The organism is Rhodococcus sp. IEGM 1379, from assembly GCF_030056815.1.
GTDB lineage: Bacteria > Actinomycetota > Actinomycetes > Mycobacteriales > Mycobacteriaceae > Rhodococcus_F.
The window spans coordinates 1-25,072 of sequence record NZ_JASHKR010000011.1; the positions used below are offsets into that span (position 1 = coordinate 1).

General features: G+C 60.9%; 24 protein-coding genes and 2 pseudogenes. 10 read left to right on the forward strand and 16 right to left on the reverse strand.

Annotated elements, in window-relative coordinates:
• From QM600_RS08845 to QM600_RS08855, 3 genes are all read right to left on the reverse strand, one after another.
• Nucleotides 1-825 (reverse strand): IS30 family transposase (locus QM600_RS08845; protein WP_283261093.1); only part of this gene is annotated, 825 nt, incomplete at its 3' end.
• A gap of 572 nt (nucleotides 826-1,397) precedes the next feature.
• Nucleotides 1,398-1,823, reverse strand: coding sequence for a hypothetical protein (locus QM600_RS08850; protein WP_283261094.1), 426 nt, complete (start codon nucleotides 1,821-1,823; stop codon nucleotides 1,398-1,400).
• Between the two features lie 350 nt (nucleotides 1,824-2,173).
• A complete protein-coding gene (locus tag QM600_RS08855) occupies nucleotides 2,174-2,770 on the reverse strand; it encodes a recombinase family protein (RefSeq protein ID WP_283261095.1) in 597 nt (198 codons plus the stop codon).
• 290 nt (nucleotides 2,771-3,060) lie between these two features.
• On the opposite strand from QM600_RS08855, the gene QM600_RS08860 reads away from it, so the two are divergent.
• Entirely contained in the window at nucleotides 3,061-3,627 is a 567-nt protein-coding gene (locus QM600_RS08860) for a hypothetical protein (RefSeq protein WP_283261096.1), read from the forward strand.
• A 411-nt stretch (nucleotides 3,628-4,038) separates the two neighbouring features.
• On the opposite strand, the pseudogene QM600_RS08865 reads toward QM600_RS08860, so the two are convergent.
• The 6 genes and pseudogenes from QM600_RS08865 to QM600_RS08890 all read right to left on the reverse strand — a co-directional run bounded on the left by QM600_RS08865 (nucleotide 4,039) and on the right by QM600_RS08890 (nucleotide 8,399).
• Nucleotides 4,039-4,772: pseudogene (locus QM600_RS08865) on the reverse strand (IS6 family transposase).
• A 29-nt stretch (nucleotides 4,773-4,801) separates the two neighbouring features.
• Nucleotides 4,802-5,245, reverse strand: a complete 444-nt coding sequence (locus tag QM600_RS08870; protein WP_283261097.1) for a cyclophilin-like fold protein — start codon at nucleotides 5,243-5,245, stop codon at nucleotides 4,802-4,804.
• Between the two features lie 157 nt (nucleotides 5,246-5,402).
• Nucleotides 5,403-5,549 (reverse strand): annotated as a pseudogene (locus QM600_RS08875) (alcohol dehydrogenase); the annotation flags it as partial.
• A gap of 195 nt (nucleotides 5,550-5,744) precedes the next feature.
• Complete coding sequence (locus tag QM600_RS08880) at nucleotides 5,745-6,509, reverse strand: SDR family NAD(P)-dependent oxidoreductase (protein WP_283261098.1); 765 nt, start codon at nucleotides 6,507-6,509, stop codon at nucleotides 5,745-5,747.
• A gap of 32 nt (nucleotides 6,510-6,541) precedes the next feature.
• Nucleotides 6,542-7,327, reverse strand: coding sequence for a glucose 1-dehydrogenase (locus tag QM600_RS08885; protein ID WP_283261099.1), 786 nt, complete (start codon nucleotides 7,325-7,327; stop codon nucleotides 6,542-6,544).
• A gap of 52 nt (nucleotides 7,328-7,379) precedes the next feature.
• The gene (locus tag QM600_RS08890) at nucleotides 7,380-8,399 is read right to left on the reverse strand and encodes a zinc-dependent alcohol dehydrogenase family protein (RefSeq protein ID WP_283261100.1); all 1,020 of its coding nucleotides are present in this window, start codon (nucleotides 8,397-8,399) and stop codon (nucleotides 7,380-7,382) included.
• Between the two features lie 135 nt (nucleotides 8,400-8,534).
• Here QM600_RS08890 and QM600_RS08895 point away from each other — a divergent pair, with 135 nt between their 5' ends.
• Both QM600_RS08895 and QM600_RS08900 read left to right on the forward strand, forming a co-directional pair.
• On the forward strand, nucleotides 8,535-9,431 hold the full coding sequence (locus tag QM600_RS08895; RefSeq protein ID WP_283261101.1) for a helix-turn-helix transcriptional regulator: 897 nt from the start codon (nucleotides 8,535-8,537) through the stop codon (nucleotides 9,429-9,431).
• Nucleotides 9,432-9,954: 523 nt separating this feature from the next.
• Nucleotides 9,955-10,305 carry an integrase core domain-containing protein gene (locus QM600_RS08900; protein ID WP_283261202.1) on the forward strand — a complete coding sequence of 117 codons (351 nt, stop codon included), beginning with the start codon at nucleotides 9,955-9,957 and terminating at the stop codon, nucleotides 10,303-10,305.
• A 24-nt stretch (nucleotides 10,306-10,329) separates the two neighbouring features.
• Here QM600_RS08900 and QM600_RS08905 read toward each other — a convergent pair whose 3' ends face one another.
• Nucleotides 10,330-10,485, reverse strand: a complete 156-nt coding sequence (locus QM600_RS08905; RefSeq protein WP_283261102.1) for a hypothetical protein — start codon at nucleotides 10,483-10,485, stop codon at nucleotides 10,330-10,332.
• Between the two features lie 228 nt (nucleotides 10,486-10,713).
• On the opposite strand from QM600_RS08905, the gene QM600_RS08910 reads away from it, so the two are divergent.
• The 4 genes from QM600_RS08910 to QM600_RS08925 all read left to right on the forward strand — a co-directional run bounded on the left by QM600_RS08910 (nucleotide 10,714) and on the right by QM600_RS08925 (nucleotide 14,927).
• Nucleotides 10,714-12,180 (forward strand): ABC transporter substrate-binding protein, encoded by a 1,467-nt coding sequence (locus QM600_RS08910; RefSeq protein ID WP_283261103.1) that lies wholly within the window; start codon nucleotides 10,714-10,716, stop codon nucleotides 12,178-12,180.
• Nucleotides 12,181-12,343: 163 nt separating this feature from the next.
• The gene (locus QM600_RS08915; protein ID WP_283261104.1) at nucleotides 12,344-12,715 is read left to right on the forward strand and encodes an OB-fold domain-containing protein; all 372 of its coding nucleotides are present in this window, start codon (nucleotides 12,344-12,346) and stop codon (nucleotides 12,713-12,715) included.
• Between the two features lie 5 nt (nucleotides 12,716-12,720).
• Nucleotides 12,721-13,866, forward strand: coding sequence for a thiolase family protein (locus QM600_RS08920; protein ID WP_283261105.1), 1,146 nt, complete (start codon nucleotides 12,721-12,723; stop codon nucleotides 13,864-13,866).
• A complete protein-coding gene (locus tag QM600_RS08925) occupies nucleotides 13,863-14,927 on the forward strand; it encodes a TIGR03617 family F420-dependent LLM class oxidoreductase (RefSeq protein WP_283261106.1) in 1,065 nt (354 codons plus the stop codon). Before QM600_RS08920 ends, QM600_RS08925 begins: the two co-directional genes overlap by 4 nt.
• On the opposite strand, the gene QM600_RS08930 is transcribed toward QM600_RS08925, so the two are convergent.
• From QM600_RS08930 to QM600_RS08940, 3 genes are all read right to left on the reverse strand, one after another.
• A complete protein-coding gene (locus tag QM600_RS08930) occupies nucleotides 14,902-15,540 on the reverse strand; it encodes a TetR/AcrR family transcriptional regulator (RefSeq protein ID WP_283261107.1) in 639 nt (212 codons plus the stop codon). The genes QM600_RS08925 and QM600_RS08930 overlap by 26 nt on opposite strands.
• A 150-nt stretch (nucleotides 15,541-15,690) precedes the next feature.
• Nucleotides 15,691-16,476, reverse strand: coding sequence for a crotonase/enoyl-CoA hydratase family protein (locus tag QM600_RS08935; RefSeq protein WP_283261108.1), 786 nt, complete (start codon nucleotides 16,474-16,476; stop codon nucleotides 15,691-15,693).
• Between the two features lie 29 nt (nucleotides 16,477-16,505).
• A complete protein-coding gene (locus QM600_RS08940) occupies nucleotides 16,506-17,294 on the reverse strand; it encodes an SDR family NAD(P)-dependent oxidoreductase (RefSeq protein ID WP_283261109.1) in 789 nt (262 codons plus the stop codon).
• A gap of 112 nt (nucleotides 17,295-17,406) precedes the next feature.
• On the opposite strand from QM600_RS08940, the gene QM600_RS08945 reads away from it, so the two are divergent.
• Genes QM600_RS08945 through QM600_RS08955 form a run of 3 tightly spaced genes read left to right on the forward strand, consistent with a single transcriptional unit; the run spans nucleotide 17,407 to nucleotide 21,730 of the window.
• On the forward strand, nucleotides 17,407-18,555 hold the full coding sequence (locus QM600_RS08945; protein ID WP_283261110.1) for an acyl-CoA dehydrogenase family protein: 1,149 nt from the start codon (nucleotides 17,407-17,409) through the stop codon (nucleotides 18,553-18,555).
• A complete protein-coding gene (locus QM600_RS08950; protein WP_283261111.1) occupies nucleotides 18,552-20,693 on the forward strand; it encodes an acetate--CoA ligase family protein in 2,142 nt (713 codons plus the stop codon). The genes QM600_RS08945 and QM600_RS08950 overlap by 4 nt, the downstream gene beginning before the upstream one ends.
• The gene (locus QM600_RS08955) at nucleotides 20,690-21,730 is read left to right on the forward strand and encodes a CaiB/BaiF CoA transferase family protein (RefSeq protein ID WP_283261112.1); all 1,041 of its coding nucleotides are present in this window, start codon (nucleotides 20,690-20,692) and stop codon (nucleotides 21,728-21,730) included. The genes QM600_RS08950 and QM600_RS08955 overlap by 4 nt, the downstream gene beginning before the upstream one ends.
• 427 nt (nucleotides 21,731-22,157) lie before the next feature.
• Here QM600_RS08955 and QM600_RS08960 read toward each other — a convergent pair whose 3' ends face one another.
• The 3 genes from QM600_RS08960 to QM600_RS08970 form a co-directional block, all read right to left on the reverse strand.
• Entirely contained in the window at nucleotides 22,158-23,210 is a 1,053-nt protein-coding gene (locus QM600_RS08960) for an ABC transporter substrate-binding protein (RefSeq protein WP_283261113.1), read from the reverse strand.
• Between the two features lie 97 nt (nucleotides 23,211-23,307).
• Nucleotides 23,308-24,186, reverse strand: a complete 879-nt coding sequence (locus tag QM600_RS08965) for an ABC transporter permease (protein WP_283261114.1) — start codon at nucleotides 24,184-24,186, stop codon at nucleotides 23,308-23,310.
• 27 nt (nucleotides 24,187-24,213) lie between these two features.
• Nucleotides 24,214-25,017 (reverse strand): ABC transporter ATP-binding protein, encoded by an 804-nt coding sequence (locus tag QM600_RS08970; protein ID WP_283261115.1) that lies wholly within the window; start codon nucleotides 25,015-25,017, stop codon nucleotides 24,214-24,216.
• Nucleotides 25,018-25,072 lie beyond the last annotated feature (55 nt).

Below are 25,072 nucleotides of genomic sequence, written 5' to 3' on the forward strand. Positions count from 1 at the left end.
ATCCGCTACCGTCTCAGCCCGGTACCCGTCCGGCAACGCCACCACATGGGTGACGTGTGATTGTCGATCCACCAAAGTCGCGACCGCCGACGGGCGGGTACCGAACACGAGATCACCCTCAAGATGCCCGGGCTCGCTACGATCGTCCGCCGCGGAGCTGCGGTGATCGATGGAGACCATGTTTCGTATCCGTCCACGACCGTGGGAGCGTCTCTTCCCTCGTGGTCGCCGGATCGGCCGATCGGTACGCAGTTCGTGAAATACAGTGCTGTCAAATACTTTTCGTGACGGAATGTAGAGGCAGCGGTAGATCGTCTCGTGTGAGACCCACATCAACGGATCGTCCGGGTGCTCGCGCCGAAGCCAGGCCGAGATCTGTTGCGGTGACCACTGCTCATGGAGCTTTTCCGTGATGGTTTCCCGAAGAATCGGCCGAGCACACAGGACCGATGTTTTGGGGCGGCGAGCGCGGACATAGGCCGCTGTATCGGCGTCCATTGCTCGGTAAGCGACACGTCCGCCGTTGCGGGCGATCTCGCGGGCGATCGTGGACGGGGATCGTCCGAGTCTTTCGGCGATCGTCCGAGCGCTGTCGTCGGCGGCGATTCCACGGGAGATTTCTTCACGCTCAGCTGCGGTGATGTGGCCGGCCCTCCGTTCTCGTGGGACCGGCCGGATGCCACCGGACTCACGTAGGAAGCGTCGAATTCGGGGCATTGTTTCTCCGAGGATCCGCTCGATTTCTCGTATCGATTCTCCACGGCGGTGCAGATCCCAGATCAGGTTCTCCTGCTCCACTGTGAATCCGAGCGCCTTGCTACCCATCCATGCCTCCACCATCACGCATCATCTCACCGGTAGTGATGCGTTGACCTGTTGAGACCAAGTTCGTTTCGGAGGCGCCGAAAGCTGAGACACCACCGTGTGACTGGAGAAGAGAGTTCAGATCACCAGCCGAGGATCATCCGCCGGTAGAAATTGGTTCGGGAGCGAAATCGACTGCAACAGTTGTCAAATCGTAATGTGTCTCAGAAACCCGTCTCACCTTCTCCAGCGCCTACTTGAGTGTGTCTGACGTTTCTGAGACAGTCTCTCCCTCTCCGTGGGCGCTGTATATCGTTGTGACTCTCGGAATTATTTGGCACGTTTTTCTCCGAATTATTTGGCACGGAGAACGTGACGAGATCTGTCGAGCGTTGACGTGACGGACTGACTTCCGGCTAGTTTCAGAGTGCCGGGAGCGCTCCGGCTTCCCTCCCGGTGCGCGCCAACTCGATGTTTGCGTACGCGTGCGTAGCCGTTCTTCATTGCACTCGCCGCCCGGTCGCCGTGCCAGTTAGGTCTCCGCCGAACGATGCGAGCACCTCCGGTCGGTCCGGGTGCGGCTGCCGATCCGATCAGGGGACTGTCCAGATACCGGCGCCGGGCGTGCTGACGACTATCAGGAAGAAGATCCCATCGGGCTGGGGCACCGTGGCCACGGCGACCACCGTCCCGGAACCGGTCTCGACCAGTGTGCCGTCGCGGTTGCCGAGGTATGCGACACCCGCTGCACCGGTGGAGACGTTTCGCCAGTGGACGTGGACACCGGTGGCCGGCCCCAAACGGGTCACTCCCGGAGTGTCAGTATCGGTAGTGGCGGTCACGTAGGTGTAGCCCGACCTCGGGAGTTCGCTCGAACCGACGCTGAGAGCGAGAGCGGCGACGGGAATGGGGAAGACAGTGCCGGTTGGTGCGGCGGCGGCAGGGTGTGCCGCGAGAAGCAGTGCGGCGCCGGCTCCGGCGATGACGGATGCTTGGCGTAGACGGTGGCGTTGTCTCATCGGCGGACCTCTCTGCCTGGTGGCCCGCTCCTGGTCACGAACACTGGCGCTGGCCGAAGGATGCTGTCAGCCTACATCCACGACTGGTGGTGCCGACCGTGAATCACCTGTTCGGGGCAACCCGGCATCGACGATGCGTAGCTGCAATAGCTCCGCCACTTTCGTCCATCAGAACCGCGCCACCTATTGCTGAAAGTCACAATAATGCCCTTCGCTGGGCGTGCAGTCGTCTTCAGAATGCAGTCGTCTTCTGAAACTGACATGGGTGTGTGACTCTCGGAATTATTTGGCACGGAGAACGCGACGAGGTCTGTCGAGCGTTGACGTGACGGACTGACTTCCGGCTAGTTTCAGAGTACCGGGAGCATTCCGGCTTCCCGTTCGGTACGCGCCAACTCGATATTCGCGTACAACGCCGAACGCTTCAAACCTGTATTCCTGCAAAGTGTTTCGATCTTGAACTGCCCGGTCTCGTACGTTTGCAACAGGTACGCACGCTCCTCCGGCGTCAGCTTGTGCTGACGACCTTTCATCTTGCCGGCTGCCGCGGCCGCCGCAACAGCATCCCTGGTCCGACTCCGGATCAGGTCTGACTCGAATTCGGCCATCAATCCGAGGACACCGATGAACATTTTTCCCATCGGATCGGTCGGGTCGTAAATCTTCCCGTCGATCGACAACGCCACGCCTATAGCAGCGAGTCGCCCCACCGTCTCGTGAAGGTCCTTCGCTGATCGGGAGAGTCGATCGAGTTTGGTCACACAGAAGACGTCACCTTCGCGGGCAGCGTTGATCGCATTGTCGAGTCCGGGTCGCTGAGTCTGCCGGCCACTGATTCCGTGATCGACATAGACCCGGTCACGATCGACACCTTCCTCGGCGAGTAGTCCGACCTGAATCGACGAATCCTGAGCCGCCGTACTTACACGCGCGTAGCCGATCTTCATTGCACTCCCGATTTTCGCCGTTCGCGACGTCCCGCAGCCAAACCGTCCGCTAGAAACTATGCCATACCGGACTGATCCAACGGACGTCCAAAATGGACGAAAGTGCGAGAATTTGTCCACGTCAATTTCACACAGAAGCGCGTTTGCGATCGTCCGGTATGACGCGGTCAAAACGCACACCCAAACCCGCAGAAACGATCTCAGCTCGTTTCGGTTGCTGGGGTAGGAAGGCGTCTGTCAATTTGATGGCATCGCCCAATGAACGGCGCCGACTCGGTGAGACTGAGACGATGACGCTTGAAGAAAAACGAGACAATCGATCGCCTACAACGTGGCTCACTGTGGCTTTCTGGATTCTCACGTTCTCGTTCGTGTACCTGATGATTGGGATTCTCGACTGGTGGACCGCGCTGGTGTTCGCAATTGCCGGAGTCACGCTCACCTACTTCTGGTGGCAGAAGCGTCTGCACAGTCAGGCGTCGGTTCTTTTCGGTTTCACCTGCGCGTGCTTTGCAGCCCTGGCTCTGGTCACGAGCGGAGCAACGGTGTTTATGCCCATATCGGCCGCGGTAGACAGCGTCGGGCCGCGCAGGGTGGTCTGCGGTTCCGTGATAAATCCGGTGCCGGCAGACGAGCTGACAGTGACAACTGGAGGGGCGAGCGAACCCATGATGCAGTCCTGGCCGGAGGTACCGCAGACCTCATTGCAGAGGATGTGCTCGAACCAACTCAGCTACCGAGGTGGTCGAGCAGCGGGACTGACCTTGGTCGGCCTTCTACTCGCAGCACGCGCAACCGGTCACCTCGTTACTCCGACCAGCTCCGGGACGGTTAGGGCTCGGACTCACCAAGTTTGAAGCTCAGAACACAGGGCGAGAACGGTTTTCAGGCCGTGGCTTCATTGAATTGTTCCTGAAGTAGCCGCGGATTCTCGCCAAAAGTGTGCGTTTTGTCGATGGTCAAAACGCACACCGAAACCCGCAGGAAGCCACTCAGGCGCACTTCCCGAAGTGGGCCAGGTGATGGGTTCCGGATGACAGACTCGAGGCATAAGGGTCGAGACGTTTGACGCATGAGTCGACGGGCTACTCGTGCCCGTTCGGACGTTGCTCGCGTAATTTCTTCTCGCGAGAGTCGCGAATGAATTGGTTGAGAATAGCGATTCCTCCGGCGACAGTCAGGAGGGCTCTGTCAACTTAGCTGAACATAATTGGGAATCAACAGCATTCGGTCATGCCGGGGCGGATTCTGTTGGTAGGAAACCGGGTTCAGGCGGCGCAGGGTACGCCGGTGACGTCGTTCCAGGTGGCGAATCGGTCGGTCATTTCGAAGCGGTAATCGCTCGCGGTGAGCTGTGTCGGCCTGGCCGGAAGTGCGGCGAGATCGCGCTGAACACCGCCAGGAACCGTTGTGCCGCACCTGGTGAGCGGAAGAACTTCATGGCGCGTTCGCGCTGTCTGGTGGGTTGGTGCGAGTTCTCGGCCCGGTTATTGAGATACCTCGAGCGGCGGTGTTCGACCGATGGCATCAGGTCTTTTTGCGCCACAACGTAACTGGCGAGCTTGTCGGTCACCAGCACCCTCGGCGCCCGAGCCTGCTTGCGCATCAGCTTGCCGAAGAAGCGTTTCGCCGCCTCCGCGTTGCGGCGGGACTGGACCAGGACGTCGAGGACGTTGCCGTCCTGATCGACCGCCCGCCACAGGTAGTGCCGGATGCCTCCGATCTTGACGTACACCTCGTCCAGAAACCATTTATCGCCGGGTCGGGGAGCACGGCGGCGCAGGCCACGCGCGTATTCGAGCCCGAACTTCGCGCACCATGTGCGGATCGTCTCGTGCGAGACGACGATGCCGCGGGCGAGCATCAGTTCTGCGACGTCGCGCAAGCTCAAGGTGAACCGGTAGTACAGCCACACGCAGTGCGCGATGATCTCCGCGGGATAGCGGTGCCGTTTGTACAGCGACCGCGTCGCATCCACCCGCGTTTCGTCTCTACGACTCATCCGACCATCATCCCTGACTCACGGCCCAGTTAAGTTGACAGAGCCCCGTCGGTGTTGTAGTAGAAGCCGATGTTGCCCCAGGGTGCGAAATAGATGAGATCACCGTCCTCGGGGTCGGATCCAGGCGAGCGGTCTGTCTCCAGTTTTCGGGGCAGTTGGCTGATCTTTTCCCTTCCCGCGAATTCTTCGACTGAGAGGGTGAGTGGAAGCATCGAGAGGAAATCACGGGTTGTGGGATCGTCCGATTCGATCGTGACGTCGATTTCGGTATCGCCTGCGGTGAAGCGGACGACGGTCCCTTCGACGATGCTCGGCTCGCTTGCATGGTCGGCGGAGGTGTTCGCAGATGAAGGAACCGATGTGTCGGCAGCGGGAGTCATCGAATCCGGGGTGGAGGATTCGGGGGGTGTCGCGCATCCGGTGACGGCGAACACGACTGCCGCTGTTCCTGTGATGAGGAGTTTTCGTCGCATGGTTCCTGCTTTTTCGATTGCAGTTCACAGGTTCGGCGTGGTGAACGGGCCCATCGGGTGCCGGTCGTTAGGCGTGCGAGTGTGCAAGGGGCGGTGCAGTAGTGAGGGTGTGGACGGAGTTTTGTTCGCGGCCACACCCGGAACCTCTTGCCTCGACGAGGGTTGCGGTGTCAATGACGAACCGGGACCGAACATCGGAGGCAAGGACCCGTTCGTAGGCGTCGTTGATCTGATCGGCGGCGATGAGTTCGGTTTCGGGAGCGATGCCGTGCTCAGCGCAGAAGTCGAGCATTTCCTGGGTCCGGTAGTACTCGACGACGTTGTCGCCGGGAACCCCGTCCCGGCCGATCTGGAACGGGTCAGGGGAGCCATGACAAGTCGGTTGGGAAGGGTGAGATCGCCGAGGGTTGCGGGCGAGAAGAGGCTCAAGGATGCTCCTGATTCAGTGGTGATCCTGGGTGCGACGGCTCGCGTGCTGGCAGTGGCGTGCGGAGGCCTGTTACTGAGCGGTGTAGGCCCCGTCGACCGGGAGTGCGACGGCGGTGACGTAGCTGGCGGCCGAACTCGACAGCCACAGGACAGCAGCGGCGATCTCCTCACCGCGGCCCAGACGCGCCATCGGGATTGCGGCGAGGGCTTGGGTGCGATCGAGTTCGCCGCCGCTGATCATGCGTTCGACCATGGGGGTGTCGATGGTTCCCGGGCAGATGGCGTTGACTCGGATGCCCAGAGGTGCGTACTCGAGAGCAGCACTCTTGGTCAGCCCGAGGACACCGTGCTTGGAGGCGTGATAACTCGCCCGCCCGGCGCCGCCGACGAGGCCCCCGAGCGATGAGCAGTTCACGATCGAACCTGAGCCCTGGGCGCGCATCTGAACCAGCTCATGTTTCATCGAAGCCCACACCCCGCGCAGGTTCACCGCCGTCACCTGGTCGAATGCGGCGGCCGTCTCGTCGGCTGTGTTGGTCGGGGGGAGCATGATGCCGGCGTTGTTGAAGGCCATGTCTAGGCTCCCGAAGGTGTCGACGCACTGGCGAACCGCCGCGGCGACCTGTCCCTCATCGGCCACATCAGCCCGAATGGCGAGAGCTCGGTGCCCCTGCTCGGTGAGCTCCGCCGCCAGCTTCTCGAGGGCTTCAGGGTTGATGTCGACGAGTGCGACGGCAGCGCCGGCCTCGGCGAACGCGCACGCCGTGGCTGCTCCCATGCCGGCGCTGGCGCCGGTGACGAGCGCGGTCTGTCCGGTGAAGTCGTAGGTGAGCATGTGTCTCATCCGATCTGTTGATTGTGGCCTGCTCAAATGCCGATGGTTTGGCCGCCGTCGACCACGAGGGCGTGGCCGATGGCGAAGCCGCCCAGTCCGGAACACAGCCACAGGCCTGCGGAGGCGATCTCCTCCGCTGTGCTCATCCGGCCGATGGGCTCTTGCGCTATGACTCGGGACCGACCTTCGGGGGTGCCTCCGGAGAAGCGGTCCATCATCGCGGTCTCGATGATGCCCGGGCAGATCGCGTTGATCTGGATACCTAGGGCTGCGTACTCGAGCGCCGCGGATTTGGTGAGCCCGATGACCCCGTGCTTGGCCGCGGCGTAGGCGGCTTGCCCCCGGATGCCGATAACGCCGGCGCCTGAGGCGATGTTGACGATTGAGCGGTGTCCCTCACCGAGGCCCGCCTCCATCGCGAGGATCTCATGCTTCATAGACAAGAACACCCCACGCAAGTTCACTCCGTGGATCCGATCCCAGTCGGCTTCGCTGGTCTCGGTAAGTGGTCTAGGCGGCTGTTCGACACCAGCGTTGTTGACAGCGATGTCGAGCCTGCCGAAAGTTTCGACTGCTGTGGCAACCGCGGCTGCGACGTCCTCAGTGCTGTTGACGTCGCAGGCCACCGCCTCAGCTCGACGGCCGAGACGTTGCGCCATCATCGCCGTCTCCTGCGCCGGCTGCTTGTTGATGTCAGCGACGACCAGGTCCGCGCCTTGCGTTGCAAAGGCCAGCGCCGTAGCGCGGCCGATGCCGCTACCCGCTCCGGTGACGAAGACGATCTTGTTGATGAACGATCCAGCGGCATTTCCTGACATGGGGCAACCTTCCGATCGAGGTCTTCGAGTTTGTGACCGGCCGCGGCCTTCTCTACATCTGGAGCAGGACCTTGATGGCCCGGCGCTCATCCATCGCCCGATACGCCTGCGCGGCGTCCTCGAACGGAAGGGTGAGGTCGAAGACCTTGCCCGGGTTGATCTTTCGGTCCCAGATAAGATCGATCAGCTCGGGCAGGAACCGGCGGACCGGTGCAGGGCCCCCGTGCAGATGCACACCGGAGAAGAACAGCTCCTCGCCCGGCAACTGCACATCATGGGAGACACCCACGTAGCCGACATGACCGCCGGGACGAGTGGAACGAATCGCCTGCATCATCGACTCCTGCGTACCGACGGCCTCGATCACCGAGTGCGCGCCGAGCCCGCCCGTGAGCTCCTTGATCCGGGCCACACCGTCGTCGCCGCGCCCTTCGACAATGTCGGTGGCGCCGAATTCGCGGGCCAGCGCCTGCCGGTCGGCATGACGTGACATGGCGATGATCCTCTCGGCACCGAGCTGCTTGGCGGCGAGAACACCCAGCAGGCCAACAGCTCCATCACCAACGACGGCCACCGTCTTCCCCGGTCTCACCTCGGCGGCGACCGCGGCGAACCAGCCGGTGCCCAGCACATCCGAGGCCGCCAGCAGCGACGGGATCAGATCGGGATCAGGCATGCCGGGTGTCGCGACGAGAGTGCCGTCGGCGTGGGGGATACGGGCACGCTCGGCTTGGGTGCCGATCATTCCCATGGGCTCGACATGCACGCAGCGGGACTGGTAGCCGGCCTGGCAGATCTCGCAGGTGTTGTCCGAGGCCATGAAGGACCCGACGACGAAATCGCCCCCTTTTATGGTCCTCACGTCGGCGCCGATCTCTTCGACCACCCCGACGTACTCGTGGCCCATCGGAGCGTCAGCCACGTTATCGGCTCCGCGGTAGGGCCACAGGTCCGAGCCGCACACGCAGGATGCGGTGACTCGGATGATCGCGTCGGTAGGCGCGATGATTCTGGGGTGCGTGCGGTCCTCGACACGGATATCGCCAGGTGCGTGCATGATGACTCCACGCATGATGTGCACTCTCCTCACAATCGATTACTTGCTCAATCCCCAGCACACCACTTATCGCGTGCGGACGGGAGTCCCGGTTGGTAGAGGTACTGCAAGGGACTCCCTCGACACCGGGGCCTCGACTACCGTCGACGTATGGACAATCGAGCGGAAGTCCGGCAATTCCTGACCTCCCGTGGCGCCCTGGTCACTCCGGAACAGGTCGGACTCCCAGCGGGAACCAATCGGCGGGTCGAGGGGCTTCGCCGTAGTGAGGTCGCGACCCTGGCCGGGGTGAGCATCGAGTACTACACACGGATAGAACGCGGCGCAATCAGCGGTGCCTCACCCGAGGTGCTCGACAGTCTTTCCAAGGCGCTGTGCCTTGATGATGCCGAGCGTGCGCATCTGTTCGATCTCGCCCATGCAGCAAGTCCCGTGGCCAGGCCCCCGCGGCGCCGCAATTCGAAGACGTGGCTGCCGCACCAGAGTCTGCAGTGGGCCCTCGACGCGATCACCGCCGGCCCGGCATTCGTCCGCAACGGGCGCATGGACATCCTTGCTGTCAACATGCTGGCCCGCGCGTTCTACGGGGACGTCTACGACATGCCGGGCCAGCCGCCGAACATCGCCCGATTCACCTTCCTCGACGAGCGGGCACGTGACTTCTACCCCGACTGGGATCTCTTTGCCGAGGTGACGGTCGCTATTTTGCGTACCGAAGCCGCTCGCGACCCACACAACAAGGAACTTCACGATCTCATCGGCGAGCTCAGCACTCGTTGCGAAGACTTTCGTCGTCGGTGGAGCGCACACAATGTCAGACACCACGGCACCGGTTCCAAGACATTCCACCACCCCGTCGTCGGTGAACTCACCCTTGCGTACGAGGGGCTCGAGATGGCGGCCGAACCCGGCCTGACACTAACCATCTACACCGCAGAGCCGGGCTCGCAATCCGAACAAGCGCTGCGGCTGCTCGCCTCGTGGGCTGCCAGCGAATATGGTGCTCCGGTTCCCGCTTCGCCGGCAAAGGAATCCACCGACCACTGACCCCAGGACGCGAGGCGGCCCTTTTGCACGAACGTCGGGGTACCGATCATGCCGTCGAGGATGCGTTGCACGCTGGTGTAGATCTCTTGCGGGGGCTGGGCGTCGCTTTCGGGGGTGTGTCACTATGTGCGGTTCTTCGACGACACCAGGTGCTGCTCGGGCGAGGTTGAACAGGTGCTCGTGTTCCGCGGCGTTTTCAGTGCCCGTGCGATTGCCTCCAGGGCCGTGTCGGAGACACCGAGATGCTGCCTCGCTCGACCCGGGTGTAGTACTCGACGCTCACTCCAGCTTGCAGTGAACTTCTTCGCGGCGTAGGTCTGGCACCCGCCGTACGCCGCCGAAGTCCTTGCTGGACACGTGGACTCGGTCCAACAACGTAGTGTTGCGTCGACCGGTTGAATTCGCCATCGACGTGAAGTCGATGCAGTTGCTGATGCACTCAACAATCGCCCTCGTAAAGAGCTCAAATGGCGAACGCCAGCGGAAGTCCTTGCCGAACAAATACACTCACACCGGTAGTACGGTGTTGCGACGACCGGTTGAATTCGCCCAGTACACATCAATTTCCTTCGCGGAAACGCTTGCGCTGGAAGGGATTGCGGCTTCAATTGGAAGCGTCGGCGACGCCTACGACAACGCCCTTGCGAAGTCGACAATCGGACTTTTCAAGACAGAAGCAGTTTCCAAGAGCAGTCCGTTTCTGCAAAGGGCGATCAAGACGATCGACGACATCGAATTCGCGACGATGGAATGGGTGGATTGGTTCAATACCCGCCGCCTGCACAGCACCTTGGACTACGTCACTCCCGACGAGTTCGAGGCCATCTATTACTCTCAATTATCGATTCTCCAGCCGGAGATGTCGCCAGCATAGGAGCGGCAAGAAACCCGGCACGGTTCATGCATGAGGAGTGATTGTCGTTGAGGTAAGCCACGAAGGAAACGTCGACGCGACGCGGTCGAGGGCCTGGATCTGCGACTTCTTGTCCACGCGCAATGCGATCGCGTTCTCCTTGAGTACCTGACAAGCGCCGTCACTTTTGGCTATTCGCACATTAGTTTCCGGATTTACTTGCTATCCGTTCAGTAAAGTAGTTACGGTGACCGCATGCCAAACGAAGTGAGAGCTCAATCACTGTTGCGACATGGCGGAGAGTGCGGTCGCCGTAGGCGACGGGCGGCGGTCACGTCATTGGTGGCAGGTGTGATCGCAGTCTGCGTGACGGGGTGCACCAGCGATTCTTCGTCGAATGACACCTTCCGGTGGGGATACTCAAGTGCATTGAGTTCGTTGAACCCGCAGCGATCGAGCTCATTCGACATCATGTATCTACACCCCGTCTACGATGCCCTAATCAATATCGACGAGTCCGGAAACTTCGTACCCGGACTGGCTACGCAATGGGAGCTTTCGGCCGACGGCCGTACCTTCGACATGACCTTGCGGCAAGGAGTCACCTTCCAAGATGGCGCGGAATTCGATGCCAGTGCCGTGAAAAAGACAATTGACCGGGCGAAACTGCCGGAGTCAACGCTGTCGCGGAACCTTGGACTCGTCCACACTGTGGAGGCCGTCGATCCGCTCCACGTTCGCCTGCACCTCACCGAACTTGGGGGGCAATTACCGAGCCTGCTGGCCACCGAGTCTGGAATGATCATCAGCCCCAACGCCGTCGACTCCCCAGATTTGGGCCGAAATCCAGTCGGGGCGGGACCATACAAGGTGGTCTCTTACTCAACCGGCCAAGTTACATATGAAACGTGGGAAGGCTATTGGGATTCCGAATCAGTGGAGGCGCCTCGTATCAAGATGATCACGATGGCTGACGACAGTGCTCGCATGCGTGCCCTCCAATCAGGTCAGCTCGACGCTGCGTACTTGCGGCCGTCGCAGCGCGCGCGGATTGAATCGGCTACTGACCTCTACGTGCAAAGCGACCTCCGTACACTAGTTCAGTCGATCGTTGTCAATACGGGTGTGGTTGGTCTCGACGATCCGCGTGTGCGGCGTGCGCTCTCCTTGGCCATCGATCGTCAGGGAATCGACACGTACTTGCAGAATGGTGGTTGCACTCCCACGGTTCAGCCATTTATCGATGGATTGTGGCCGCACATCGACGGCCTCGACGATCAAAAAGACGCCGCGTTCGACCCGGATCGCGCACGGGCGCTGCTCGAAGAAGCCGGATACAACCGCGATCGCCCTCTGAGCTTGACGGTGGCCTCTCCCAACATCTCTCAGTATCAGCTCCTCGCAGAGCTGGTCCTGGCCAACCTGCGTGCGATCGGGATTCAAGCAGATCTCAACGTCATGGAGACAACACAGACAACTCCGGCGATGCGGGAGGGAAAATTCGATCTGATGGTGACGGTGATTGACGTCGGTCGACCGGATCCCACGTCATATGCAGCCGATTACCTGTTGCAGGGTGGTGCTATGAATCCTGGAGGATTTCATGTGCCCGGAGCCGATGTGCTGCTCGAACAGTCGCGGCGTTCGGTCGATGTCCAGGATCGTGAAGTACCGTTTCGGCATTTGCTCAAGGATGCATTCGACGCGGCCCCGCCGGTAATTTCGATCTGCGCTCCGGACAACGTCATTGGTGTCCGAAAGGGAGTGCAAGGTTTGGTGGTTCCGCCGGTTGGTGCCTACGAATTCCGTGGAGTGGAGGACTCCACCGGCACAGATTGCGGCTGCCGGCGGATGCCGATTTCGAAACCGGTGTCCGAATGCCATGCCCAAATGTGAGAAGGAAGATCCCGCGGCGGTTGATATCGGGGGCGGCCGTCGGGTCGCATGTTTGCTGCATCTTCCCAGTTAGGCGACCACACGTCAGGGGTTCGCGTAACTCATTTCTTCGACCCCGCGCTCATAGACCCCCCGCTCATAGACCCTAGGAGGCTCCAGTCAGATGGAATCCAGTACACCTGCAGGCGCAACCCTGCCGATTCGGGCAGTTCGCTGCCTGCGATGCACGTACATTGCTAGCCCGGTCCAATATTTCGGTTGTGAGCAGTGTGGTGCCCACGGTGACGACCTCGAGGAAGCTGTCCTTTCCGGCGAGGGAACAGTTTTGGAGATCGTGAACGTGTACCAGCACCCGGATAGTTCGTTGACCATTCCCGCAGCGATCGGAAGTATCGAACTGATTGAGGGGCCCGTGATCCGAGCGCGCTTGAACAGCCCTGATCTGGAGCCAGGCTCTAGGGTCGTCGCAGTCGACGAAGCACCAGACGCTGCACTGGGATTGACGTTTGCCCCGGCACATCAGAAAGTGAGTTGAACGAGATGCTGTTGAACGACTACCGGCCGGTGTATGTCATTGGCATCGGATTGCATCGCTACCAGGCGGCCACGGAGACCAGCTACGTTCAGCTCGGTGTGACCGCAGTGCGCGAAGCTCTCGCAGATGCGGGAATGGAATGGTCCTCGGTCGAGGCGGCGTACACCGGAACGACGCGACTCGGTATGGCGGTTTCGCGTCCGATGCTGCGTCACCTCGGTGCTACAGGAATTCCGATGACGCAGGTGGAGAATGCATCCGCATCGAGTTCCTCGGCCTTCCGGCTCGCATGTCGAGACGTGGCTGCAGGATTCTCGGACGTGGTGCTGGCCGCCGGGGTGGACAAGGCGGGCAAGGTCAATCGTGGTGAGCAGCTGACCGGAATCGCGCCGCACGACGGCGGTTTGGTAGTTCCGTCGGTGCACTACGCACTCCTTGCCGAGGAGTACATGCGGGCGTCGAATGTCGGGGAAGAAGCCATCGCCCGCGTTGCAGTGAAGAACCACCTCAACGGTTCGAAGAACCCTTATGCGCACCGGCAGAGAGAGCGATCGCTTGACGAGGTTCTCGGTGACCGTCCCATCGCGGGCTCCCTGAAGCGGCTCGAATGCTGCCCGATCGGTGAAGGGGCATCGGCGGTTCTGGTTGTCTCCGATGATGCGATCGACCGACTCGGTCTGGACCGCTCGCGAGCGGTCCAGGTGCTGTCGTCGACCCAGCGGAGTGAGGAACTGTACGGCGCCAAGAGCTTTGATGTCGAGCTGACAAAAACGACCACGGAACAGTCATTGGCGGAGGCCGGGATTCGGGCAGAACAGCTCGACGTGGTGGAACTGCACGATGCATTCGCTATCGAGGAGTTGCAGTACACCGAAGCGATGGGACTGTGTGGTCAGGGACAGGCATCACGCGAACTTGCCAACGGAGAGTTCGCGATTGGCGGCCGGGTGGCAATCAGTCCGTCCGGGGGTCTGCTGGCGATGGGGCATCCGATCGGTCCGACCGGAGTCGGGCAGATAGCGGAGATCACCCGCCAGTTGCGCGGTGAAGCGGGGCCTCGCCAGCAGCCGAATTCCACGTACGGACTGGCGCATCTGGTCGGGCTGGGTGCGGTCTGCGTGGTGCACGTGTTGGCGGCTGCCGGTCGATGACGACGATGCCGTTGGGGATTGACGCCGTACTGCAGCCTATTGTCGACGGCGGATCTCGCCGCGGCATTCCGGCCGCTGCGGCGATTCACGAAAAAGCTGGCTATGCAGCAAGTCTCAGTCGCGAGCACAGCGGAAACGCATTCCTGCCGGTGGCGCTCGCGGCCACGTCGACGGAGAGAATCGAGCTGGGCACTTCGGTATCGATTGCCTTTGCTCGATCTCCCATGGACACGGCATACGTCGCTCACGATCTGCAGGCGCTCACCGGTGGCCGCTTCGTGCTCGGCCTCGGCACGCAGATTCGCCCGCACATCACCAGACGCTTTTCGATGGGCTGGGACAAGCCGACAGTCCGAATGGGCGATTACATCACCGCGTTGAGGGAGATCTGGGCTTCGTGGCGGGACGGCACACGACTCCATCATGTCGGACCGTATTACCAGCACACGTTGATGACGCCGGCGTTCACGCCGCAGGATCACGGACACGGTGATCCGCTCGTTCATCTCGCTGCGGTGGGGCCGGCAATGACGAATGTGGCTGCGACACTTGCCGACGGACTGATCTCACATCCGTTCGCGAGTAGTGAGTATCAGCGGCAGATCACCGTTCCGCAGGTGGAAGCGACGTTGAGCAACCGAGGTCGGTCCCGCGAGAATTTCCGAATTTCCGGTTCGGTACTTGTCGCTACCGGCCGCACCGATGCCGAAATGGATACGGCGATAACGGCATTGCGGGCACGGATCGCGTTCTACGGGAGCACTCCGGCGTATCGGAAGGTGCTCGAATTTCATGGTTGGGAGGAACTGGGCGATCGTTTGCATGCGTTGTCCGTGTCCGCCGATCCCGGGAAATGGGACGCGATGGCAGAGGCAATTCCGGACGAGATGCTTCGGGCTATCGGAATCGTCGCGAAGCCCGAGCATCTTGCCGACGAAGTGCGCACTCGCTACGAAGGGGTGCTGGAGCGAATCTGCATCAACAACGTCGTCAGTAGTTCAACCGAGATCATCGACGACGTCGTGGCAGATCTGGTCAGGAAACAGCGAGCTGCCGGTTGACCATCTCGATGGCCGTAGACCTGGCTTCGGCCAGGTCTATGTCCTCGGGGTCGACAATGTTGATGAGCACAACTCCTCGGAGAATGCCCTGGACCACTGCTGCAGTTCCATCCGGTGACACATCGGGACGGATTGATCCGTCGATGATTCCCTCGCGAACGAATTCGGCGATCATCTGCTTCTGCGCGGCGAACGCACTGCGCAGGGCCGCTGCCAATTCGGTGGGGCCGTTCACGGATTCGGTCGCGAGTACCAGCATGGCCTTGGACGGCTCTGGCGAAGTGGAAAGTCGCGTCAGGTATTGGGAGACGTGGTCGCGGACCCGGTCCAGACCGGTATCTGCGGATTCGGTTCGGCCGACGCCGGTTTCGTCGAAGTAGACGTCACGGACATGCTCGACGACCGCCTCCATCAACTGCAATTTGGAGCCGAAATGGTAGCCGATCAAGCCGCGGCTGACCCCTGCGATTTCCTGAATTCGGCTCATGGACGCGGCTTTGTAGCCTTCCGCAGCAAGCACGGTGACTGTGGCGTCGATGAGTGCGCTGCGGGATGCGTTGGTGCGTTCGGTCTGGGTGAGCGGACTGTCGGAGTTCTTGGTCCGCGGTGGCAACTTTTTGATTGCGACCTCCCTTGGTGTTTGCTGAACGGCTCGCAAGTATCTAAACATGCAAGTGCAGCTTCGGATGAATGTTCCCAGACTAAAGACCCGGTTGCGGTGTGAGAAAACCATCACACCGCAACCGGGTCTTGTGTGGATCGCTCAGCGATCCGTCCATACCGGTGCCCGACGTTCGAAGAACGCAGCGATGCCCTCATCGCGATCGCTGGACGTCAACGCCGGCTCGGCGATGGCTAGTTGGGCATCGAAAGCATCTGCTTCGCTACCCCATTCGAATGCCCGCCGAACTATTTCCTTGGTAGCGCGTATTGCCGACGGACCGTTTCCGGCGATCTGCATGCCCAGCGCGTAGGCAGCGTCCACAGCCTTTCCCGGGTCGACGATCGTCGTCACCAGTCCCCATCGCTCGAGTTGCTCGGCACCGACGTGCTCGCCGGTCAATGCCAGCTGCATCGCAACGTGATAGGGGATTCGGGAGGGAAGGCGAATCAAGCCTCCACCGATCGCGACGAGATTTCGCTTGACCTCGGGCAGGCCGAAGACGGAATCCTGTGCGGCAACGATGATGTCGCAGGAGATGGCGAGTTCGAATCCGCCGGCAAGAGCGTAACCTTCGATGGCGGCGATGACAGGTTTCTGGATCGACTTACGGTTGAATGACGCCTGCTGGGTTCGGCGAGAGCGGTACATCGGCTCACCTTCTTTGGCGGCCTTGAGGTCTCGGCCCGAGCAGAAGTTTCCGCCGGCTCCGGTCAGGACGATCGCCAGCATTGCCGGATCGTCATCGAAACGCTCCATCGCATCTTGCATCGCTTCGCGCAGTTCGAGATTGAGTGCGTTGCGTACCTTCGGCCGATTGAGCGTGATGATGCCGACTGAATCCCGCACCTCGGTGGTGACGACGGCGTCGGTTGTTGATTCTGACATGGGTTCAGTCCTTTCCGATGTGAGAGTTGTCAGAGAGCGAAGGAGTAGCCGCCGTTGACCGGGATGGTCTGGCCGGTAACCCAGGAAGCTGCATCGGACGCGAGGAACAGGATCATGTTCGCGGCATCTTCGGGCTGGCCTGGGCGGCGGATCGCGTAGCGCTTCATGACCTTGGCGAGGGTGGCCTCGTCGTCGAGCTGGTGGGCGGTGCGCGGGGTGTGGGTGGCGGCCAGCGAGATGCAGTTCGCCGTGATGTTGTATCGCCCGCTGCTCATCGCAACGGAGCGGGTGAATCCGGCGGCGCCGGCCTTGGCGGCGCTGTAGCACTCGCGGCCGACCTCTCCGAAGCGTCCCGCGTCAGAGATGACGGTGACGATGCGGCCGTACTTGTTCTTGATCATGCTGGGCAGGACCGAGTGCGTGTTGTTCAGTACGCCGTACAGGTTGGTGCCCAGGTATCCCTGCCATTCTTCGGGGGTCTGCTCCCAGAAGGGGCGTGTCATTTCGCTGGTGGGCGCCGGTCCTGCGTTGCCCGCGTTGTTGACGAGGATGTCGATCTGGCCGAACTCGCCGATGGCTTGCTCGACGCCGGCGCGGACCACTTCGAGGTCGGAGACGTCACCGGAAACGGCCAGTGCCTTGGCGCCGGCAGCCTCGACCTCGGCGGCCACGGCCTGGGCGCGCTCGAGTCGGAAGTCGTTGATGACCACGGCGCCCGCGCCGTTCTCGGCCAGGTGCAGCGCGACGCGTCGGCCTACGCCTTGTCCGGCTCCGGTGACCATCGCAACGCGGCCCTTGATGTCCAGAATGTTCGTCATGAACTGCCTCTCCATGTTCTCGGCGACACTCGCCGCCAGATACTTGCTGACCGTACAGGAAAAATCATGTATGTTGTAGCTCACAAGGAAAACGACTTTTGAGGAGTGCCCAATGGCCCACGTATTCGACCAGGAGCAGTTGGAGCTGAGGAGCGCCATCCGTGGGTTTCTCGCCGCGGAGATCGAGCCGATCATCGACCAGCACGAGCGCGACAAGACCTTCCCCTACGAGGTCCTGCCGAAGCTGGCGGAGTTCGGCTACCTCGGCGGCTGGCTCGCCGAGGACTTGGGCGGGCTCGGTATCAGCCGGGTGACCTGGGCGATGATGATGGAGGAGCTCGGTTCCTGCTGGTCCTCCCTCCGAACGATGGTCAACATCTCGAACGGACCGATCGAGCGCCTCGCCGTGGACGCCAACGCGGAGCAGCGGGCCAAGTACCTGGAGCCACTGCTCGCGGGGCAGGCCAAGGTCTTCAACGGCATCACCGAGCCCGACGTCGGATCCGACGTCTCGTCGATCAAGATGCGAGCCGAGCTCGACGGCGACGAGTGGGTCCTCAACGGCGCGAAGATGTGGATCACCGGCGGCATCTGGGGCGACTTCGGCATCGTCATCGCCCGCACGTTCAGCCCCGACTGCGACGGCGAGCTCTCCAGCTTCCTGATCGACAAGCGGGAGACCCCGTTCGTCGCGGAGGCGATCGACGCAATGACGTTGCGCTGCACCGGCACTGCCCTGCTCACCTTCAACAACGTGCGCATCCCCAAGGAGAACCTGCTGGGCACGCCCGGCGGCGGACTCAAGGCCACGCTGAGCGGACTGGGCGTGGCGCGCGTCAACATCGCCGCCGGCGCCGTCGGTGCGGCGCAACGGTGCCTCGACCTGTCCATCGAGTACGCGAAGACACGCAAGCAGTTCGGGCGACCCATCGCCTCCTTCCAGCTGATCCAGAAGTACCTCGTAGACATGAAGATTCGCGTCGACGCGTCCCGAGCGCTCTGCTACGCGGCAGCCTCGGCACTGGACCGTGGCGAGAGCGGAAAGATGGAGGGCTCGATCGCGAAGCTCTACGCCAGCCAGTCAGCATTCGAGGTCGCCGACATGGCAATCCAGGTGCACGGCGCGATGGGCTACTCCAACGAGTACCCGATCGCGCGATTCTTCCGCGACACCCGCGGCGGCAGCATCCCCGAGGGGACCGCCGAAGTCCAGACCCTGATCATCGGGCGCGAGCTCACCGGAATCGGAGCGTTCAAGTGACCACATCCTCGATTGTCTTCCCCGACCTGTCCTACCTCGTCCGGCCCCGGTCGATCGCTGTCGTCGGTGCATCGGACAAGCCCGGCAGTATCGGGTACTGGGTTTTGCACAACCTGGTCGAGGCTTCGGACTTCAGTGGCGACATCTACCCGGTCAATCCCAAGCGCGAACTGATCGGTGGAATCACCTGCTACCCAGGTGTCGAGCAGTTGCCGGTGGCCGCCGACGTCGCCCTGATCGTGATTCCCGCAGCCGGCGTGCTCGATGCCCTCGAACAGTGCGCGAGCAGAGGGATCCTCTTCGCAATCGTCTTCACCTCCGGATTCGGTGAATCGGGGGAGGAGGGCCTCAAGCAGCAGCAGCGGATGCGAGAGATCGCAGAGCAGTCCGGCATGCGGATCTACGGGCCGAACTGCCCGGGGTTCGTGAACCTCGCAGACAACATCGGCATGACCTTGTCTCCGGCCTTTGCCGCCGATCAGACGTCCGGGCCGCTCGGCATCGCCACCCAGGGAGGTGGACTGGGGCGCAACCTGATTCAAGCGTCCAGCCGCGGAGCTCGGTCGGCGATGTGGGCGTCGCTCGGCAACTCGGCAGACCTCTCGGTGGCGGATTTCATCCACCACCTGTCCACCGAGGACGAGGTGAAGGTCATCATCGCCCTACTGGAGGGCGTCGACGACGGGCCCCGGCTGATCGCCGCGTTGAATGCGGCCGCCGCCGTGCGAAAGCCCGTCGTGGCGATGAAGATCGGCCAGTCCGAATACGGCGAGAAGGCCGTGCAGTCGCATACCTCGTCGATGGCGGTGTCCGGTGAGATCAACAGCGTGGTGTTCGAGCAGTACGGGGTGATCGAGGCCCACGACATGGACGAGCTCATCGATGTCGCCTGGCTGCTCACCCGCGCGGCGCCGCCGGTCAATCCGAAGATCGCCGTGTTCGGCAGCTCGGGCGGGGCACTGGCGCTGGCTGCAGATATGGTCGGGACCGCCGGCCTGGAGTTGTCCGAGTTCACCGACGAGACTCTCGCTACCCTCGAGCGCGTGCTCCCCGGATTCGCGTCGATCGTAAACCCGGTCGACACGACCGCCTCCGTGATCAGCGATATCGATCTGTTCCAGCAGAGCCTCCTCGCGGTGGCTAACGACCCGAACGTCGACGTCATCCTCGCTCCCATGCCGCTGGACTACGGCGATCACTCCCTCAAGAGCTCCGAGATGATCGTTGAGGCTCAGAAGCTGACATCGATTCCCATCATCCCGGTGTGGATGAGTGACAGTCGTGGCGAGGGATACCAGGTTCTGGCGGAAGCAGGTTTCGGGGTCACCAGTTCCTTGAGCAAGACATTGCTCGCGCTGCGGCGTTGGGCTGACTACGGTCAATGGCGCGCAATGGAAGACGAGTTCCCGGCTCCGTCAGCGCTGGCGCTGTCCGCACCGGCAGCTTCTGCAGTGCTTCCTGATGTCTCCACTGAGCGGAAGGCCAAGAACTGGCTCGCCGAACAGGGAATTACGGTGCCGCAGAGCGCGATCGTCACAACCGAAGCCGAGGCGCGTTCGGTGTCCGGGCAATTCGACGGCCCGCTGGTCATGAAGATCGAAAGTGCCGACATCGCACACAAGTCCGATGTGGGTGGCGTCATCGTGGGTGTCCACGGATCCGACGCGGTAGCGGCGGCGCGCGAGCAGATCCTTGCCGCAGTTGCCACAAACTGCCCGGACGCACACATCGGCGGAGTACTCATCGAGGAGATGGTTCCCGACGACGGTGTGGAAATGATTGTCGGCGTACATCGCGACCCTGTCTACGGTCACATGCTTACCGTCGGTTTGGGTGGGATCTACGTGGAGATCTTCCAGGACGTTCAGCGAGGGCTCTTGCCGCTCGACGAGCATAGGGTCCGCGAGATGCTGGCCAAGCTCAAGTCGCTCCCGCTGTTGACCGGTGTCCGCGGTCGTCCAGCCTGCGATATTGACGGGCTGGTGAAACTGCTTCTCGGCGTTTCCGATCTGATCACGGCATACGGAGATCACATCGACGAGATCGAACTCAACCCGGTACGGGTACGTCCGATCGGTAGTGCCGGACACACCGTCGCTATCCTCGACGCACTGATCGTGCCACGAGTGTCGCAGTGACAGAGCCACTTTCGGATCTAGTTGTTGTCGACTTCAGTGAGCTGCTGCCAGGCCCGTTCCTGACACAGAATCTTGCAGAACTCGGTGCCCGGGTAATCAAGATCGAACGTCCGGGTGGTGACCCGGCACGCACGATGTCCCCCGGAATATTCGCGGCGGTGAACCGCGACAAGGAGCACTTGACCGTCGACCTCAAGGACACTTCACGGCGGCCAGAGATCGAGGCGTTGCTCGACAGTGCGGATATCGTCATCGAGGGCTTTCGGCCGGGAGTGATGGCCAAGCTCGGATTCGGACCGAGGGAGGTTCTTGCTCGGTATCCGCGGATCATCTACGTGTCGATGTCCGGATACGGTCAGGACGGCCCCGAAGCGAAGCTTCCCGGCCACGACAACAACTACGCGGCCAGGGCCGGCGTCTTGGCGCTTGCCGGGAAGGACCCGCGTATTCCGGACTGGCTGCCGGGCATTCCGATGGCTGATCTGTCGGCGTCGATGTACGCGTTGTCTTCATTGCTGGCGGCGGTGCACGCGCGTGAGCGTTCCGGGCAAGGTTGCTACTTGGACGTATCGATCCGGGACTGCCTCGCTCATTGGCTCAATCCCAGACTGGGGAGCTTCTACGACGCCGGTATCAACACCGTCGACGAGCAGCGCGCTCACGTGCAGTTGCGTCCGGCTTACGGAACGTTCGAGTGCTCTGACGGAATTATGATCACCATTGCGGCACTGGAGGAACATTTCTGGTCCCGCCTCGTGAAGGTTCTCGACTTGGCCGAGTGGAGCGGACCGGAATGGTCTACGTATCGCGAACGGGAAGAAGAGTCCGAACGGATCAATGCTGCGATAGCCGCTGTGGTGGCTACTCAGAGCTCTGCTGCAGTTACGGAATTGCTTGTCGCCGCTGAGGTTCCAGTTGCCTCGGTGCTCTCACCTTTTGAGGCGCTGGCAGCGTCCCCCAACCAGTCCGGAGCCGCGTCGGAGAGTTCCGATTCGACGTTCTTCGCGTACCCCGTCAAATTTGGCGTGGTTGTCTAGTCCGTCAAGCACATACGTATGAATCGAGTCCGGTGGGATTCGAACAAGACTGCCCTGCGCCAGAATGCGGCGCAGGGCAGTCTTGTGTTCTCATGTAGCTGAAGATTCATACGATCCGTCACGCAGTGCGCGAATGAACGTGTTCCACAGTGCTATTCGCTGGTATAGATGTTCGACCTCGTCATGTTTGCTGGGACGGCAAGGCAATTACGTGTGAACACGCAGTACCGGGGTAGGTGTAGGCCTGACAATCAGCTGACCGGCCGCGGAAGATGTAGTGGTTGTGCGTTTGGATGAAAGTGTCGGCACCCGAGCACCCGGCTTTTCGGTGACAACGCCATGTCGTACGACCTAGGCCGCCAGACAGAAAAGTACCGGTTGGACACCAAATAGATTGGTGTCCAACCGGTACCGTTGAGGAAGTTGCCTAGTTCGAAGAGCTGAGCAACTTGTCGAGGTCAGCCGCAGTGGCAGGCGTTGTGGGATCGACCCACTGATCGACCGGAGGCATCGGTCCGTTGCCGAATCGGTCGATGATGTTCATCCACGTCGAACGACTCTCCTCGGTGAAGGGAATCTTGTACATCGGGATCGAGTCCTTCACGAACTTCGCGAACGCCGCGTCCGACAACGAATCGACATGGTAAGGCGACGTCGTCAGGACTGATACCAGTTCTTCGAAGTTCGCAGGATCATTCATCCATATGATCGTCTTGGCGAATGCGCGGCGAAGCCCGTCGATAGTTTTCGGATTCTTCTCCACCCAGTCCGTCTTCGACCACATCTGGGAGCCCGAGAAGTCGGAATTGATCGCGAGAACTTCAGCGGGATAGTTCGACAACGGAGACGTTTTGTTCATGAAGGAGAACAGAAGTGGATATCCGGAATCGGTGAGGGTTGCCGTCGGTACGTCGCTGAGGCATCCGGCATTCGCGTTCCCCGAACTCATAGCCGCGCCGGCTGCCTGACCCGAACCAGTTGCGACAAAGGTATAGTCTCCAGGCTTCAAACCTGCACCGTTCAGGACGATTTCACACATAGCCTGCTCGGCGCCACCGATTGCCAACACTGCGATGGTGCTGCCCTTGAGCTGTGCGATGGAATTGGGCCACTGGGTCTCGGTCATGGACTTAGCGCCGACGATAGCCGTGTACGGTCCCTTGTAGCCGCTGGTCGCCTGGAGCTTCTGCCCGTCTTCGATCAATGGTTGTACGTTGAAGGGGCTCAGCAGTGCGACATCGATCGAACCGGACTGCAATGCATTAGTGGCTTGCACTCCTGTTGATACATCGACATTTTCGACTTTCAGGCCCTCTTTATCAAAATTTCCCAAATGCTCTGTCAGGTAGTTCAGATAGAACGAGCCGGCCGCATAGTTTTGCAACCGAACGGTTCCGTCGTCAGCTGAACTGCCGGTGGTGGAGCTACATGCCACAGCCGTGGTCACTGCCAGACCGGCTATCGACAGTGTAGCGATCATTCGTTTCGTGGATCTTGTTCTGCTAAACATTTTGGTAGCCATGATGATTCCTATTCGGAAATTATCGGATCCGGAAAGTGAGCGGGTGTGCGAAACTTCAGAGGCCCTGCATCTCGTAGCTCTTCCAATGAAGGAGCTTGGACTCGATGAGTCGCATGATCCCGGAGAAGATAGTTGCGACAATCACGAGCAGAATGAGGGCAGCGAAGAAGTATGCGGTCTTGTAGGTTGCCAGCGAGAGCTGCATGGTGGCGCCCAGGCCGGTCGATCCGGAGAGCATCTCGCCTACCACGGCGGAGAGGAACGCGTACGTCAAGGCCAATTGCAGGCCCGCGAAAATCGTAGAAGTAGCCGAAGGAAGAACGAACTTTCGAAACAGCGTCATGCGCCTTGCACCGAGAGTCTTCGCCAGGAGGAGATGGTCTCGGCTCGCATTCTGTAGTCCTGCATACGTGTTGAACAGGACGATGAAGAAGCAGAGCGAGACCACCAGGACGATCTTCGACGCGGATCCCAGGCCGAACCACAACACGAACAGGGGTGACAATGCGAGACGCGGGAGGTTGTTGAACGCGGTGAGGAACGGCCGAAGGACTGCGTTGAGCAACGGAACCTGATAGAGGACCAGGCCCGCGAGGACTCCGGCGACGGCAGCGATGACGAAACCGACAAGCGTCTCGTACAGCGTTACGTTCAAGTCGTTCAGGAGGGCGCCAGAGCTGATGCCGTCGACAAATGCGGAGGCGATCTTCGACGGTTTGGACACGTACAACTGCTCCATGATGCCCGCATTGACCGCGCCCTCCCAAGCAGCGATCGCAAGGGCTAGCAGCACCACTTGCAACGGCCAGACAACGGCCCGGCGTTCATGGAGATTTCGGCGGGCGCGGGTGAGCAAGCTGGCGAGGCCCTCGGATGTGAGCGGTTCGTTCGTCTTCGAAGATGCGGAAGTATGTTGTGTTGTCGGACCATCCACGGATGGACTCCTCAGTGATGTTGACATTTACGCGACCCTTTCTTTCCCCTGGAACGAGGTGTCCTCGATGACTTCTTCGCGTAGGTCCTGCCAGATCGTTTCGTAGATCTGGTGGAAGCGGTCATCTCCCTGGAGATTGACCATCGACCGTGGCCGCGGTAGATCGATGTCATGGATGGATTTAATCCGTCCGGGGCGCCGAGACATGATGATGACCCGATCGGCCAGACCCACAGCTTCGGTGAGATCGTGTGTGATCAGGACGACCGTCATCTTGTTGCGCTCCCAAGCCGAGAGAAATGCGTCGTGCACGTTGATCCGAGTTTGGGCGTCAAGCGCCGAAAAGGGTTCGTCCATAAGCAGGATTCGCGGTTTGGCTGCAAACGATCGGGCAAGTGCGACTCGCTGGCGCATACCGTGTGAGAGTTGCGACGCGTACGAGCCGCCGAAGTCACCCAGTCCCATGATCCCGAGCGCTTCGAGAGCGCGCTTTTCGCGTTCTTGTTTTGATACACCTTGTAATTCGAGTGCAAGCGCGGCATTGCTGAGTGTGGTTCGCCAGGGCAACAGTGAATCCTTTGCAAGCACGTAGCTCACGTCTGGATTGCCTGCGCTCGGCGTCTGCCCGGCTACTGTCACCGTGCCGACCAGGGGGGTATCGAGCCCGGCCATAGCATTAATCAGTGTGGTTTTTCCGCAACCAGACGGACCCACAATCGCGACGAATTCACCGTCTGCGATTTCGAGATCGATATCTTGAAGTGCATGAACCACTCCATCATCGGGCGTCGCAAACGCGTGCGATACCCCTGACACCTTAATCATCGGCATAGTTGTATTTCTCCTCGAAGTGGGTACATGCGGTAACCAGCTGCTCCGCCTGTGT